Source organism: Brevundimonas sp. 374 (genome assembly GCF_900102995.1).
GTDB classification, from domain to species: Bacteria; Pseudomonadota; Alphaproteobacteria; order Caulobacterales; family Caulobacteraceae; genus Brevundimonas; species Brevundimonas vesicularis_C.
Genome location: NZ_FNKT01000005.1, coordinates 94,128 through 109,787 on the forward strand (window position 1 = coordinate 94,128; position 15,660 = coordinate 109,787).

Below are 15,660 nucleotides of genomic sequence, written 5' to 3' on the forward strand. Positions count from 1 at the left end.
GTCAATCCTTTCGCCTTAAGACGACGACGTCCTGATAAGACGGCGAGGCTGGGAAGAGATCGACAACTTCGAAAAAGCGCCCCCACACTCGCCGAATGTATTCGTATCTGTAAAACACATTGGCTGAGTATGACGTTTCCGACACCCACCGGAAGACTAAACGATCTTCTGGCAACTCTTTCTCTTCTTCGTATTGGGAATATTCAGGGTGGGTTGTTAGGGGAATATAAAGCGGCCACGTATCGTTGATTTCACGCCACGTCCGGTCGCCATGGATGGTTATCCACGCTATGCCTCCTGGGCGAAGTATTCGCCGCAATTCCATCATCCATGAAGTGTCGAATGATTCGACATGAGTGAAGACTGAAAACGCAGTGATCAAATCCAAGGTCGCGTCCGGCATGGGCAAGTGTGGTAATGACGTGTTCTGAAACACGCTCACATTTGCGGGCATGTAAGCAGCGCACCAGTCCACGTGGCGACGATTAATGTCACAGCCAAACACTCGTACGTCAGGACTTTGCGCGGCGAAATGGCGCAGCACGCGCCCTGAGGCGCATCCCATATCCATATAATCCCGAAGAGGGATATTTCGCTCCCTAAGCCAACCCGTAATTATCGCATAATCGACAAGCCCGCTCGCCCAATAGTTGAAATGATTGGGCCCGTAATAACCTTCACGATCCTCGACTGAGGGCAGGGGTGCCGGGTCGCGTTCGACCATATCGGCGAGCGAATCGGCGGAATAGGAGCGCCAGGCTACCTCTCCGGCGTCTTGGTGTAGGTAGTTGCTGACACTACCGATCTGTTGCGGATTGTATGACGTCGCCGTTTCAAGGGCGATGCCGTCTTCCCATCGTGCCATTGTCTAATACCCTGGTGGTTATCGAAACAGGTGGATTCGAAAAAGCTCTCGAGCGCAAGGCTTTGGACGAAAGTTGCTTGATCCTTCAAGGGAGATTTTGTGATGGATCGCCGTACCGATCACCGCTAAATCCTCGGCATAGAAGATTGGGGTGGTGATGGCCTGGGCGAAACGATTGATGTCTAAAACGTCCGGCGGCCCCGCCTTGAGTGAACGGCAGAAGCTTCTTCTGGCATCCATGCTACGGACTAGCGATTTCATGAGCAGCCGTGGGCTTTCCACTACCTGCTCACCGGAAAGCCTTGTCGAATCTTACCTTCGTAAACCAGTCGCGGTTCGAACAGCGCTGTTTGATTTTGAGACTTACACCAGGCGTGCAGCCGCGGCTGGAACGTCCCCACAAGCCGAGCAAAGAGGTGCTTTGGTGCATTGGGCCACGGTTGGCATTCGAGCAGGCGTCAACCCAACGACTGAGTTTGATGCTGATGCCTACCTGCACGAGAACCCGGATGTGGCTGCGACAGGCGTTGATGCATTCGAGCATTATGTGCTTCACGGCTTTTTTGAGGGACGCAATGCGCCCGGGATGTCTGCGACCAAGCCAGGCTCATTACCTCGCGCCAAGCTCAGCTTTCGCTTCAAGCGGGACAGGACCATCCCAAATGCTTTTCTGGCGGCAATGCCTAGCGCCAGCATGGCGTCGGACTTTTATAACCGCGTCGTAGCGCCTCTTCGGCTAACTTTGCCGACATTCGGCGAGCCCGAAGCCGCAATTCTTGTTGCGCTGTATGAGCCAATGTTTGCGCCATCCTCAAAACTTCCGGCCTCGGCGTCGCGTGAGCAACATCTCGAACATTTCTTAATGCATGGCTTGTGGCATAATCAGGCGCCGTCGCCTCTGTTCGATCCTGATTCATATGGGGAGATGGCGAGCGAAGCTGGCATCTCGATGGATGGCAAAATACCCGCACTCTTGCACTGGTTGGCCATCGGCAGGGAACGAATTGAGACGCCGACATGGCGCTTTGATGAAGTGTTCTACGCGGCGGAGTATCCTGATCTCGCAAGTTACAGCGGCACAATGTTTGAGCACTATGTCCGTAACGGCCTTTGGGAAGGAAGACGACCGAACAGATTTTTCGATCCCGCGTGGTATGTTGAGAGGGCAAATGGAGAACCCGGCCTTCCCGCCTATTATCACTATCTGATGCACGGGATCGATCAAGGCTTTTGGCCTTCCAGGATCGTGACGGCGCAAGCGTCGAGACGTCCAACACGCCTAACGCTAGACGACTATGATCGCGCTTTGAAAGCCTCACGTGGCTTGGCCTTGGCCGTCGGACCTGATGCTGCGCGCATGGCGATCAGCATTTTCAGCCCGCTTCCGGATGAAATTGGAAACAGCTGGGACAGCTTTATCGCTTTCCTGAACCAATCAGCTCAGGGGGAGGACTACGAAGGCGTTTTCTTCTCTCCCAGTGTTTATCGCGCGGAATCCAAGGATGGCGGTTTCGAGCTTTCGAATGATGATTCAGCCTTCGCGCATTTCTTGGAGGTTGGACGGCTTCGCCGCATCAACACCAATAAGGCCTTTGATGAAGGCGCATATCTCGAGCGCTACCCTGATCTGACGTCTTGGAATGCTTGGCTATTTGAGCATTTCCTTAGCCACGGGATTTTCGAAGGCCGCGCCAGTAACGAACTTCCGATGCTCGCGCTTGCGCCAGCCCTAGCCGACAAAGACGTTCCTCTTGAGGGCGTGAATTGGCAGAACTACTTCCGACGCGCTCTGACTTTGTCAGACCGAATCTATAGTCGCGCGCAATTGGCTGCACGCAGCTTTCTCAACCCCGTTATTCACAAACAAGTAGCCAGGGCGTTGACGATGGAACCGCTGGTCGGTCCCTTGAAGACCTTCCACCAGCTTCTTGCGCCCCCCACTCATGATGTAGTCGCCGACCGCCTTCTGGAGCTCACAAAGCGTATATCCACACAGAGCTATGATTCTGTCGTATGTATTCCTTGGCTTCGGACAGGCGGTGCTGATCTGGTTGCTTGCTTACTCGCGGCATCATTGCGTCGAATCTATCCTAACGAGTCAATACTAATGCTGCAGACCGACCATCCTGCAGTCGATCGCATCGAATGGAAGCCAAGCGATGTCAACCTTGTGGATGTGTCCGATATAATGCGTTCCGTCGACGCGCCCACTGCGGAGCGTCTCCTCAACACTATTCTGGCGGGACTTGCCCCCAAGCGTGTAGTCAATGTGAACAGCAATCTCTGCTGGAGGGTTTTCAGGCGGTTCGGAAAGCGCCTGAAAGACCGCACAGACCTATTCGGTTATCTCTTTTGCTGGGATCGTACGCCGGAAGGCGCCTGGGCAGGATATCCTAGCGATTTTTACGCTGAGACGGCCAACAACCTTGCCGGCATTTTGACTGATACCCAGTACCTAAAAGATCAGCTAACGCAGATTTACACGCCGCCCGCTGATCTCGAGGACCGCATTTATCCAATCTATACTCCGCTGGCAAAAAACGTCGCCCCCCCGGATCCCGTCAGCACATTTGGATCCGGGCAGCCGCCAAATGTTCGACCGCTCGTGCTTTGGGCGGGTAGATTGGATCGTCAGAAGCGTTTCGACCTTGCGATCGAAATTGCCAAGGCCATGCCCGACGTAGATTTTCGTGCGTGGGGTAAAGCACTTCTGGACGAAGGGCCGGATTTGAGCACCCTGCCGAAGAATATGACTCTTAAAGAATCCTTCACCGGCTACGATGAGCTTGGGCTCGAGGCTGCGGACGCTTGGCTTTTCACTTCCGAATGGGAGGGATTGCCGACACTCCTGATTGAGCTGGGCGCGCGCGGTGTGCCAATCGTCGCCAGTGCGGTAGGCGGGGTGCCTGAACTGATCACGCCTGAAACCGGCTGGCCTGTGCATGATGTAGAGAGCGTTCAAACTTATGTAGCCGCCTTGAGGTCAGCCATCGCCAGCCCAAACAGGCGGTCCGCCGAAGGCGCAGCGCTTCGAGACATGGTTGCGCAACGTCATTCACAGGCGGCGTATGATCACAGACTGCGCAGCATACTTGAAGGATCGAAGCAGTGATTGACGTCACCGCCATCATCACCGCGCATGGCGAAGGACTGCTCGCGGGTCCTGCTTTAGCCAGCTACTGGGCAGCGATCGATGAAGCTCGCAGCCTCGGAATTGTTGTGGAAGCACTCGTTGTCCTAGATCGCCCAACAGCGTTAACACAAAAAATGTTCTCGGCTGTAGATTCGCGCGGCGGCCGTGTCATTTTGAATAATGATGGTGATCCTGGCATGACTCGAAACAGAGGCGTCGAAGAGTCTAGAGGTAAGTATGTCACTTTCCTTGATGCAGACGACCTATGGGGATGCCAGTGGATCGCGCTTAGTCATGCTTTTTGTGAAGCGAACGGTGAGAAGGCAATCGCTCACTCCGAAATGAACCTCGTGTTTGGAGAACACCGCCTGGCTTGGTTTCATGAGGACTCAGAGGCCACAGACTTCGACGTCGGTTATCAGAGGATAGCCAATTATTGGGATGCTATGTGCTTCGCGCCCAGAGAGATTTTGGTGAAAATACCGTTTGAGAAGAACGCAATTCGGGATGGCTATGCACACGAAGACTGGCATTGGAACAATGTGACTCTCGAGGCGGGCTTCAGCCACCGTCCAGTGCCCGGAACTGTGCACATGAAACGGCGTAGGATTGGCTCTCAAATGACTAAATGTGATGAAAATGATGCTATCGTTCGACCAACCGCACTGACCTCGTTCCAGTGGCAACGCGGTGCAGCTGTGTGACCCTAAAAAGACTAGGTAATGTCGCCGATCTTTGAATCCGACCCAGTCCGCATCCCCAGGCGGCTCCCTTCACCTCGTCGGTTCATTGATGACAGGGGATGGTTTATGGAAACCTATTCTGAAGCATCCGCTCAAACGGCTGGGATTGACGTAAGATTCGTACAGGATAATCACTCCTACTCGGCCCTCCAAGGCACGATACGTGGTCTGCATTTCCAGCGCCCACCGCATGCTCAGGCTAAATTGGTACGATGTGTGCGCGGGGCGATTATGGACTACGCCGTCGACATTCGCCGCGGATCACCCACCTACGGCCAGCACTTAGCAGCCAAGCTAACTGCGGAGGGGGGCGAACAGTTCTTCGTGCCCGTCGGCTTCGCTCACGCTTTTATCACACTCGAGCCCGACGTGGAGGTCGCCTATAAGGTTTCAGACGTCTACGCGCCAGCCTGCGACGGGGGTATTGTCTGGAACGATCCCTGCATTGCTATCAACTGGCCCCTGCCAAGGGACGGCGCAATCTTGTCCCATAAAGACAAAGCTCTGCCAACCTTGGCGGAGTTTGACAGCCCCTTTGAGTACGACGGCCAGCCGCTTCTTCCGCTGACCGGTGCCTGATATTGACGGAGAGTCCGATGCGTATCCTAGTCACCGGCGGCGCCGGCTTCATTGGCTCGGCTCTAGTGCGGCGCTTGATCGAACATACGGATCATGAGGTCCTGGTTTTCGATAAGTTGACTTATGCGGGCGTGCTCAGTTCGCTGGATCGCGTGGCGTCCAGCAATCGCTATTCCTTTTTCCAGGGCGATATCTGCGACACCGATGCCGTGTCCAAAGCATTTCGGGAGTTCAGGCCTGAAGTCGTCGCCCATTTGGCGGCCGAGAGTCATGTCGACCGTTCGATAGACGGACCGAGCGCCTTCATTCAGACCAACATGGTCGGCACCTTTGTGATGTTGGATCGGGCCCTGGATTATTGGCGAGGGCTGAACGGGAACGCCAAGGCTGCGTTTCGCTTCCACCACATCTCGACGGACGAGGTGTTCGGCTCGCTGGGCGAAGACGGATTCTTCACCGAGACTACCCCCTATGATCCACGCTCCCCCTATTCGGCGTCCAAAGCAGGGTCTGACCATCTGGTGCGCGCCTGGGGCCACACCTACGGCCTGCCGGTGCTCGTGACCAACTGCTCCAACAATTATGGCCCCTACCATTTCCCTGAAAAGCTGATCCCGCTGATTATCATTCGGGCCCTGAGCGGCGAGCCGCTGCCGGTCTATGGTGATGGGTCTAACGTGCGCGACTGGCTTTTCGTTGATGACCACGCCCGCGCGCTACAGGTCGTGTTCGAAACTGGCACGCCGGGCGAGACTTACAACGTCGGCGGTAACGCTGAGCGGAAGAACATCGAGGTGGTCACTGCCATCTGTTCGATCCTGGACCGGCTGCGACCCAAGGCCGAAGGTAAATACGCAGACCAGATCACCTATGTGACCGATCGGCCAGGTCACGATCATCGCTACGCAATCGACGCCTCCAAAATTCGATCCGACCTGGACTGGAGCCCGTCTGTGACCTTCGAACAGGGCATCGAACAGACGGTGATCTGGTATCTGAAGAACCAGTCCTGGTGGCAGGACATTCTGGATGCCCGCTATTCGACCCAGCGTCTGGGCGTGGGCAATGGCTGATCCCGTTCACATCCTGATCACGGGCGGGGCTGGTCAGGTTGGGCTGGAACTTCAGGCCGCCGCTTGGCCTCAAGAGATTGTGCTGCACGCGCCGATGCGGGCGGAACTCGACCTGTGCGACGCTGCCTCGGTGCGCGCCGCCTTCACCGCCACTCCCTTCGCCGCCGTGATCAACTGCGGCGCCCATACGGCCGTGGACAAGGCCGAAAGCGAAGTCGGCGCTGCCTTCGCCGCCAACGCCATGGGTCCGGCGGTCCTAGCCGACGCAACGCGCGAGGCCGGGATCCCGCTGATCCAGGTCTCGACCGACTATGTGTTCGACGGGGCCAAGGACGGTCTTTATGTCGAGACAGATCCGGTCGGGCCGCTGGGCGTCTATGGCGCATCCAAGCTAGCCGGCGAGATGGCGGTGCGCGCCGGCAATCCGCGCTCGGTCGTGCTGAGGACGGCCTGGGTGCTCAGCGTGCACCGCGCAAACTTCCTCAAGACCATGCTGCGCCTTGCCGCTGATCGGCCGGCACTGCGCGTGGTTGGCGACCAGCACGGCTGCCCGACTTCGGCTCGCGACATCGCCCAGACGCTTAAGATGATCACACTGAAGATGATCGCCGACGCGCACGCCCCCACCGGCGTTTATCAGTTCGTCAACGCTGGCGAGACCACCTGGGCCGGACTGGCCAGCGAGATTTTCGCGCTCAGCGCCGCAACCGACGGTCCGTCCGCCACGGTCGAGGCCATCCCCGCTGCCGAATATCCGACCCCGGCAAAGCGACCGGCCAATTCGCGCCTGTCGACCGCCAAACTGACCCGCGACTACGGCATCGCGCCCCGCCCTTGGCAGGCCGCCGTCGCCGAGATCGTCCACGAACTTCACGCCGAAAGGACCCTCCCATGAAGGGCATCATCCTGGCCGGAGGATCGGGCACGCGCCTGCATCCGATGACTCTGGTCACGTCGAAGCAGCTGATGCCGGTGTACGACAAGCCGATGATCTATTATCCGCTGTCGACCCTAATGCTGGCCGGCATCCGCGAAGTGCTGATCATCTCCACCCCGCGCGACGTCCCCAGTTTCCAGGCCTTGCTGGGCGACGGCTCGCAGTGGGGCATGGAGATCCAGTACGCGGTCCAGCCCAGTCCCGACGGTCTGGCCCAGGCCTATGTCATCGGGGCGGACTTCGTCGGCGATAATCCGTCAGCCCTGATCCTGGGCGACAACATCTTCTACGGCCACGGCATAACCGATCTGTTCACCTCAGCCATGAGGCAGCCGGATGGGGCCACAGTGTTCGCCTACCACGTCAACGACCCCGAGCGCTATGGCGTCGTTGACTTCGACGAGCACATGCAAGCATCGTCGATTGAGGAGAAGCCGATCGCCCCCAGGTCGAACTGGGCCGTCACCGGACTCTATTTTTACGACTCTGACGTCGTTGAACTTGCCCGACAGCTGAAGCCATCGCCGCGCGGTGAGCTTGAGATCACCGACTTAAATCAGATCTATCTAGCGCGCGGAAAATTATCGGTAGAGGTGATGGGCCGCGGCTATGCATGGCTCGATACCGGCACGCCGGACAGTTTGCTGGAAGCCGCCGAGTTCGTCCGAGTGCTGGAAAAGCGTCAAGGTTTCAAAATCGCCTGTCCTGAGGAGGTCGCATTCCAAAAAGGTTTCATTGATGCACGTCAGCTGGAATCTTTGGCCGCTAGGCTCGGGAAGAGCGCGTATGGCACTTACCTTAGAATGTGCCTCAGGTAACTACAGCCCTTACGCGCTTACCTCCTTAAAATCTCTTTAAACATAGAACCTCGGCAGTATCGAACCTAAATTGCCCGCCCATACTTCCCTCGCATAATACAATCCTAAGGTCAGCTTTAGTCGACTTAATCCAGCTACATACTGCTGTTATTTTAAATCTTCCTTCGCGTTTTGTATGGATTTCCACGCGCTGAAGGTCCTCAATATCACCGTAGTCTAGCGCGTACCTATGTCTTGCAGCATCCTCGTTTAAGCCGAATGTCACTGAGAACTGCCATTCGCCTGCTGGCAGCGAGATCCCTGGGCCACGCAATAGCCAGCGTGGGCCACCCATCGTATCAAGATTGACGTCGTCCAGATTTACAGTCTGTCTTTCATCAAATTCAAAAAGTGGTGCACGCAGGGTGGCTCTTGCACCGGGAGCCATTCCAGCGACTTCGTAAATGCCAAAAGCTTCGGCGGCGGCGCTCTCAATAGGCGTTGGTCGATCGAGGGCTAATGCAGCGGGACGCTCCACCCATACGTCAGGCAAGACCTCCAATAATTTCTCAGGCTCGTCAGAATCGTAATATCGCCGGGTTGCTGGAAATTGTATCGCTTTCAAGATCAGTTTGGATGCATCGACGACGCCATCATGACGGCTGGCTCCTGTGAGAACCTCGGTCTGGCGTAGTGCTGATACCACATCGGTTACTATCACTGTAACATGAGCATCCGGGCTGGGCGCAAGGAAGTCGGGATCGCAAGAAAGTATGACCCGTTTATCCGGCCCAACCATAGGAGACTGGCTTCGGTCTTGCACAAAGACGAACTCAAAGCCCGCTTCGGTGACCGCGGAACGAATTCTCTCTAGCCATTGGCCATGACTATTGTTTGGGGTGAGAAGAATACAGCGAGGCATCCACCCGCAGGCATAATCTGCACCCACCATTAACTCGCCCTCAGCCATCGATATATTTCGAGCGCCTCCTCTATATCATCAAATATTCTTGCCTTGCCGCTTTCAATAAGTAGCGCCCTATCACAATGCTCGGAAATAAGTTCGACATTGTGAGACGCGAGCATAAATGCCCGGTCAGCCCTATTCTCAAAAAGCTCTACATGGCACTTTCTCGAGAAGCGCGCGTCTCCGACAGCAACAAGTTCGTCAATCAGATAACAATCGAATTCTATAGCCAAAGACAAACCGAAGGCCAATCGCGCCCGCATACCTGAGGAATAATGTTTGACCGGTAATTTAAGGGAACCGCCAAGTTCCGCGAACCCTTCAACTCGGTCGAAGACATCACTAAATTCACGGTCATAGACTCTTGCAATAAATTTTATATTATCGAGGCCTGAGAGGCTTCCCTGAAAACCGCCACCAAAGCCGATAGGCCAAGAACGTGACATAGTCCATTGCACGGAGCCTTCCGTTGCACTCTGGATACCGCCAAGAAGCCTTATAAGCGTTGACTTGCCCTGGCCATTCCGCCCCAATATCGCCAATCGTCCGCTACGCGATAGGTCGAAAGACAGATTTGAAAAAACGGGCTTGTGCGCCGTCCTGTAGGTCATGCCTAGGGATTGGACACGCAGCCCCACATGGTCAGAGTCCGGCATCAGTGCTGCCGATGCTCGCGCACACCTGCCACGATCAGCCAGCCAACGCCATAAAGAAGCATCAGACCGAGGAAGATGGTGCCAATAGCTAGCCAACGCTTCGGTTCCGTGGCTTCTTCTGGGAGGCTGGGCGGCACGATGCGTTCGAGATAGAGCTGTTGTCGCTTCGCTTGCTGCTCAGCGACGAGGAGAGCTCCCGCAGCTTGGGTCAAATCTTCTGCCGCCAGCTTTCTCTCAAGTTCGAGTGCTTCGTAAACGCCCACCTGTGGTGCGAGAGAATCTGCCCCACCCGCAACCTTCAATCGCTCCACCTCAACCTGTCGTTGGTAAGCGGCTATGCGACCGTCCAGCTGGGCCAGCATAGGACTTTCCGGAGCCTCAGAGGCAATCTGCTCCCGCTCTGCACGGATTTCGGCAACCCGGCCCAATAGCGTACCGATAATGCGACTAGCTTCGGATGCCGTTACGCTTGGGTCGATAAAGCGCTCTTTAGTTCTAAGGTTCGTCATTTGAGCCTGAACGGAAGCAAGTTTTTCTTCCGCCCGCGCCTTCGCGCCCCGAGCGTCTATAACGGCGTTGGTGGTCGATCTTTCATTTAGCCTGTTTACCAACTCCTCACCAGAGTTCAGGATCGAGACAGATATCTTCTGTGCATCCTCCGGTCGAAATGCGTTCACCCGCAACGTGCTGATGCCCGTAGTCGAGTCGTAGCCTATCACTACAAACCTCTTCATGGCTCGCTGCAGGCCTTCTTTCGTCGCGCTTTCGCCCAACCGGGGATATCGAGAGAGAAAATCAACTCCAGATCTCCCCCATATCGCCGAAAGGTTGTACCTTCGAGTGAGATCGCTAACCGCTTCTGTCGATCCTACATACTCGTGAATAGCAAAGGCGTCGGTTTGAGCTGAAGACAGACCGACGCCCTGAAGGGCGACGCCAAACGCTGATGGAACACCGCCCCCATTTGCGGTTCGAACTACAAATCGCGCTTCCGAGACATACTGAGGAGATGCCAGAAGCAAGAAGTAGATTGCGGAGATCAGCGTTGGAAACACAACCAATGCCAGGAAACCCCAAGGCAAACTCTTCCACCTTTCGGACTTTCTCGGAAGTGACGAATTTGCCAAAGGCCCCAGATAGTCCAAGCGAGATTCGCTCATGTCCTCGATCTTTTCACCTAAGATATCGCAGATAACTATTCGATATCGATTCGACGACGAGCGTCGGCTAATAACAGAAGAGAAAACGAGAACATTATTCCCGCCAGCAGGAGAGCGTACGGCCACCTATAGTGGGTAGCCACGAACTCCCCAAAGACGCCTGCACGAACCATCTCTATTCCATGCGGAAACGGCATCAGTAAAAGTATTTCCCGATACTTATACGGGATCCAGTCCACCATAAAGAAGGCACCGGACAGCGGAATGAGCATGTAGGAGATCAGAGGAACAAGTCGTTCTGCCACTTCTGACCGCAGCGAAAGCGCCGCCAGCATCATCGCAAAGGATGTACTTATGATCCCCATAAGCATCCAGCCGCACAAGAGCAGTGTCCAGTTGTGAGGCAGACTGACCTGTCCAAGCGCGATCAACGCGACGTAGACCACCGCAAAAGCTGCCGTTCCTCCTAAAAATTCAAGCATATTTCTTGCTATAAACAAACTCAGAATGCTCACCTGGCTATGGTAAAGCAAACCGATATTTGCCTGGACGGCGCCAACGGAGAAGCTGGCTTGGTGCCGCAGCAGCAACAGACACATATAGCCCGTCATCACAAACGGGCCCAAACGAACGCCATGTTCATACGGCGGCTTGATCAGCGACCACATGATCAAAACGCCGAAGCAAAATATCAAAGGCTCGCCAATCAACCAGAGGAAGCCCAACCCCTCCCGTCCAAACCGCGTCACAATTTCGCGCATCATCAACGCCCGGATGATGCGCAGGTTCTTTGCCACCAAACCTAGTGGCTCTGCGGCTTTAACAGGATGCTGGACATTCACCATGGCTCACTAGAACCGCTTAATCGCCTCGTCAACGAAAGGTGCAAAAGTCCAGGCATCCCCCGGCGTGAGAACCCAAAAGTTCCTCGTTCAAACGCGACCCACATTAGGCTTGGCCTCTCGCTGGTGAGACAATCACACCTCCTTAATAACCGTCATGCAGCTCAGAACGATCACTACCGTCTAAAGGTTGAGCAGCGCCGGATCGCCGCCTTGCGCTGCGATGTTCACGCTGATCGCCTTCTCGGCCGCGTAGCGGATCAGGCTGTTCGGCCCGCCGGCCTTGGGACCGGTGCCCGACAGGCCTTCGCCGCCAAAGGGTTGAACACCGACCACCGCGCCGGTGATCGAGCGGTTGACGTAGACGTTGCCGGCGGGGACCAGATCGACGACTTCGGCGGCGAAGGCTTCGATACGGCTGTGGACGCCCAGGGTCAGGCCGTAGCCGCGGGCGGCCAGTTTGCCGGCGACCGACTTCAGGTCGGACGGGGCGTAGCGGTAGATGTGCAGGATGGGACCGAAGACCTCGCGTTCGAGGAAGTCGGGCGTCGGGATTTCAGCGATAGTGGGGGCGAACAGGTCGCCCTTGTCGGCGCCCATCGGCAAGGCGGCGCGAGCGATGATCTTCGCTTCCTTCGACAGGCGCTCGACGTGCGCTTCGAGCGCCCGGCGGGATTCGGGATCGATGACCGGGCCGATGTCGGTCTTGGGATCGGCAGGGTCGGCGACGGTCTGGACCGCCAGCGCCCCCTTCAGGCCCTCGATCAGGGCGTCGGCCGAATCCCTGGGCACATAGAGGACGCGCAGGGCCGAGCAGCGCTGGCCGGCCGAGCCAAAGGCGGACTGGATCACGTCGTCGATCACCTGTTCCTTCAGCGCCGTGGTGTCGATGAACATGCCGTTCAGGCCGCCGGTCTCGGCGATGAAGGGGATGATGGCGCCGGGCCGGGCGGCGATCGAGCGGTTGATGGCGGCCGCCGTGTCGGTGCCGCCGGTGAAGGCGACGCCGTCGATCCCCGGATGCGTGACCAGCGCTGCGCCGACCGTCTCGCCGCGCCCGGGGACCAGGGCCAGCAGGTCGGGGTTCAGACCGGCTTTGTGATACAGGCGTACGGCCTCGGCGGCGATCAGCGGCGTCTGTTCAGCGGGCTTGGCCAGCACGGCGTTGCCGGCGGCGAGGGCTGCGGCGATCTGGCCGGTGAAGATGGCCAGGGGGAAGTTCCACGGCGAGATGCAGGCGAAGACGCCGCGTCCGTGCAGGAACAGCTGGTTGGTCTCGCCGGTCGGACCCTTCAGGGTCTCGGGGGCGGTGAAGTCGCGTTCGGCAAGCAGGGCGTAATAGCGGCAGAAATCGGCGGCCTCGCGCACCTCGGCCACGCCGTCGTTCAGGGTCTTGCCCGCCTCGCGGCTGAGCAGGGCGACCAGCCGATCCAGATCGGCCTCCAGCGCGTCGGCCATGGCGCGCAGGACGATAGCGCGCTTGGCACCGCCCTGGCGGTCCCATTTGACCTGAGCCTCGGCGGCCGCCTGGACGGCGGCGTCGATGTCAGCCGCCTCGGCTTCCGAGACATGGCCCAGCACCTGTGATCGATCGAAGGGATTGGTCACGTCCTGAGCGTTGAGGCCGGCGCGCAGCTTGCCGCCGATGATCGGACCGCTGGTCAACTTCTCGCGGTCGACCAGTTCCAGCGCCTTGGCGTGGGCTTCACGGTCAGCGGCCTGAGAGTAATCGCGGCCGAGGGAGTTCTGACGATCGCCGTACATGTCTTTCGGAACCGAAATCTTGGGGTGACGGTCGGGCGCCTGCTCGACCAGGGAAATGGGATCGGCCGCGACGGCCGAGGCGGGCACGCGCTCGTCCAACAGGGCATGGACGAAGGAGGAGTTGGCGCCGTTTTCAAGCAGGCGACGCACCAGATAGGGCAGCAGTTCCTCGTGCCCGCCAACGGGGGCGTAGGCGCGGACGATGACGGTTTCATTGGCCCAGACTTCTTGAGCGGCGTCATAAAGCGCCTCGCCCATGCCGTGCAGCCGCTGGTGCTCGACCGCGACGCCGTGATCACGCGCCATACGCCGCACGGCCGCCAGGGTGTGGGCGTTATGGCTGGCGAACTGGGAATAGATGGCCGGCGCGGCCTCGATCATGGCCTTAGCGCAGACCAGATAGTTAAGATCGGTCGCCGCCTTGGTCGTATAGACGGGATAGTCGGTGCGGCCGAACACCTGGGCGCGCTTGATCTCGGTGTCCCAATAGGCGCCCTTGACCAGGCGCACCATCAGACGACGGCCGGAGCTACGGGCGAGGTCAGCGACGCGTTCGATCGTCTCCAGACCGCGTTTCTGATAGGCCTGAACCGCCAGACCCAGGCCGGTCCAGCCGCCAAGCGACGGCTCGTGCGCCAGCCGGTCCAGCAGCTTGAGCGACAGGGCCAAACGGTCCGCCTCCTCGGCGTCCATCGTGAAGTTGATGTCGTATTTGGCCGCGATCTGGGCCAGGCGAAGGATGCGGGGATACAGGGTCGCCCAGACGTCATCCTCGTGCGTCGCCTCATAGCGGGGGGAGAGGGCCGACAGTTTCACCGAGACGCCGTGGCCGTGCTCTGGCCCCTGACCCTTGGACGTCTTGCCGAGCGCCTCGATGGCGTCGGCGTAGATCTTCTCATAGCGATCAGCGTCGGCCATGGTCCGGGCGCCCTCGCCCAGCATGTCGAAGCTGCACAGCCAGCCTTCCTTGTTCGACCGCTTCAGCGCGCCCTGAATGGTGCGGCCGACCACGAACTGCTCGCCCATGATCTTGACGGCGGTCGCCACGGCCTGGCGGATGACCGGTTCGCCCAGACGACCGGCGATCCGCTTGAGGAAGCCGGGCAGATCGGTGCGCGCCTCGTCGTCCACATCGACCAGCTTGCCGGTCAGCATCAGACCCCAGGTCGAGGCGTTGACGAACAAGCTGTCGGACTGACCCAGGTGGGCGGCCCAGTCGGCCGAGCCGATCTTCTCGGCGATCAGGCGGTCGCGGGTGTCCTCGTCCGGAACGCGCAGCAGGGCTTCGGCCAGACACATCAGGGCCAGACCTTCGCGGGTCCCAAGCGAGAATTGCTTCAGGAAGCTTTCGACGACGCCCTGTTTCTTCTGGCTGCGACGCGCGTGTTCGACCAGGGCCGTCGCCTCAGCGACCACATCAGCCCGTTCGGTCGCATCCAGGGGCATGCGCGCCAGATTGGCGGTGACGGCCTCACGCTCGTCGCGGAACTTGTGCGCATCCAGACCGTCCCAGGCGGCCAGGCTCGAAGGCAGGAAGGCGGGCATGGTCATTGGCGACAGATCCTGTGGATTTCAGCCATATATGCCGTAGTTCATTGAAGGTGCTTCGTATGATACAAACCCAAGCCGAAGATCGTTCGGCTCACGTCTCGGATTTCCGATGATCGATATTGATGCCGTCGACCGCCGCATCCTGCGCGTTCTTCAGACCGACGCCCGCATTTCCAACGCCGAACTGGCGCGGCGCTGCAACCTGTCGCCCGCCGCCTGTTTCGAACGGGTCAAACGACTGCGCGAAAAGAAGATCATCACCGGCTACGCCGCCATGATCGACCCGGCTCAGGTTGGTCGGGACCTGCTGATCTTCGTTGAAGTCCTGCTGGACCGCACCACCGGCGACGTCTTCGAAGCCTTCGCCGCCGCCGTTCGCAGCCAGCCGGAGGTGCTGGAGTGCCACATGGTCGCCGGCGGCTTCGACTATCTGATCAAGGCCCGCGTCGGCGACATGGACGCCTACCGCGCCTTCCTGGGCGACGTGCTGGTGCGGATGCCGGGCGTCCGCGAAACCCGAACCTATGCGGTGCTGGAAGAGGTGAAATCGACGACGGTGCTGCCTCTATAAGGAGGCTAAAGAATACTTTTGA

The 15,660-nt window shown here is 58.1% G+C and carries 13 protein-coding genes; 7 read left to right on the plus strand and 6 right to left on the minus strand.

Annotated features, from left to right (window positions below):
* Nucleotide 1 precedes the first annotated feature (1 nt).
* The gene (locus BLR19_RS12610) at nt 2-865 is read right to left on the minus strand and encodes a class I SAM-dependent methyltransferase (protein ID WP_091751612.1); all 864 of its coding nucleotides are present in this window, start codon (nt 863-865) and stop codon (nt 2-4) included.
* Between the two features lie 157 nt (nt 866-1,022).
* On the opposite strand from BLR19_RS12610, the gene BLR19_RS12615 reads away from it, so the two are divergent.
* From BLR19_RS12615 to rfbA, 6 genes are read left to right on the plus strand one after another with little or no spacing between them, the layout of a single operon-like run.
* The gene (locus tag BLR19_RS12615; RefSeq protein ID WP_091751615.1) at nt 1,023-3,977 is read left to right on the plus strand and encodes a glycosyltransferase family 4 protein; all 2,955 of its coding nucleotides are present in this window, start codon (nt 1,023-1,025) and stop codon (nt 3,975-3,977) included.
* Nucleotides 3,974-4,702, plus strand: coding sequence for a glycosyltransferase family A protein (locus BLR19_RS14720; RefSeq protein ID WP_176758345.1), 729 nt, complete (start codon nt 3,974-3,976; stop codon nt 4,700-4,702). Before BLR19_RS12615 ends, BLR19_RS14720 begins: the two co-directional genes overlap by 4 nt.
* Nucleotides 4,703-4,720: 18 nt before the next feature.
* On the plus strand, nt 4,721-5,320 hold the full coding sequence (rfbC, locus tag BLR19_RS12620; protein WP_176758346.1) for a dTDP-4-dehydrorhamnose 3,5-epimerase: 600 nt from the start codon (nt 4,721-4,723) through the stop codon (nt 5,318-5,320).
* A 17-nt stretch (nt 5,321-5,337) separates the two neighbouring features.
* Complete coding sequence (gene rfbB, locus BLR19_RS12625) at nt 5,338-6,393, plus strand: dTDP-glucose 4,6-dehydratase (protein ID WP_091751618.1); 1,056 nt, start codon at nt 5,338-5,340, stop codon at nt 6,391-6,393.
* Nucleotides 6,386-7,288, plus strand: a complete 903-nt coding sequence (gene rfbD, locus BLR19_RS12630; RefSeq protein WP_091751621.1) for a dTDP-4-dehydrorhamnose reductase — start codon at nt 6,386-6,388, stop codon at nt 7,286-7,288. The genes rfbB and rfbD overlap by 8 nt, the downstream gene beginning before the upstream one ends.
* Nucleotides 7,285-8,148: a glucose-1-phosphate thymidylyltransferase RfbA gene (gene rfbA / locus BLR19_RS12635; RefSeq protein WP_091751624.1), complete on the plus strand. Its 864-nt coding sequence runs from the start codon at nt 7,285-7,287 to the stop codon at nt 8,146-8,148. The genes rfbD and rfbA overlap by 4 nt, the downstream gene beginning before the upstream one ends.
* A 25-nt stretch (nt 8,149-8,173) precedes the next feature.
* On the opposite strand, the gene BLR19_RS14725 is transcribed toward rfbA, so the two are convergent.
* The 5 genes from BLR19_RS14725 to putA all read right to left on the minus strand — a co-directional run bounded on the left by BLR19_RS14725 (nt 8,174) and on the right by putA (nt 15,067).
* Nucleotides 8,174-9,097 carry a hypothetical protein gene (locus tag BLR19_RS14725; protein WP_143007383.1) on the minus strand — a complete coding sequence of 308 codons (924 nt, stop codon included), beginning with the start codon at nt 9,095-9,097 and terminating at the stop codon, nt 8,174-8,176.
* The gene (locus BLR19_RS12640; protein ID WP_091751627.1) at nt 9,079-9,750 is read right to left on the minus strand and encodes an ABC transporter ATP-binding protein; all 672 of its coding nucleotides are present in this window, start codon (nt 9,748-9,750) and stop codon (nt 9,079-9,081) included. Before BLR19_RS12640 ends, BLR19_RS14725 begins: the two co-directional genes overlap by 19 nt.
* Entirely contained in the window at nt 9,750-10,910 is a 1,161-nt protein-coding gene (locus tag BLR19_RS12645) for a KpsE/RkpR family capsule polysaccharide export protein (protein WP_091751630.1), read from the minus strand. Before BLR19_RS12645 ends, BLR19_RS12640 begins: the two co-directional genes overlap by 1 nt.
* Nucleotides 10,911-10,945: 35 nt before the next feature.
* On the minus strand, nt 10,946-11,755 hold the full coding sequence (locus BLR19_RS12650) for an ABC transporter permease (RefSeq protein ID WP_176758347.1): 810 nt from the start codon (nt 11,753-11,755) through the stop codon (nt 10,946-10,948).
* Nucleotides 11,756-11,935: 180 nt separating this feature from the next.
* Nucleotides 11,936-15,067 carry a bifunctional proline dehydrogenase/L-glutamate gamma-semialdehyde dehydrogenase PutA gene (gene putA, locus BLR19_RS12655; RefSeq protein ID WP_091751634.1) on the minus strand — a complete coding sequence of 1,044 codons (3,132 nt, stop codon included), beginning with the start codon at nt 15,065-15,067 and terminating at the stop codon, nt 11,936-11,938.
* Nucleotides 15,068-15,176: 109 nt separating this feature from the next.
* Here putA and BLR19_RS12660 point away from each other — a divergent pair, with 109 nt between their 5' ends.
* Nucleotides 15,177-15,638 carry an Lrp/AsnC ligand binding domain-containing protein gene (locus BLR19_RS12660; protein ID WP_039243792.1) on the plus strand — a complete coding sequence of 154 codons (462 nt, stop codon included), beginning with the start codon at nt 15,177-15,179 and terminating at the stop codon, nt 15,636-15,638.
* The last annotated feature ends 22 nt before the right edge of the window (nt 15,639-15,660 follow it).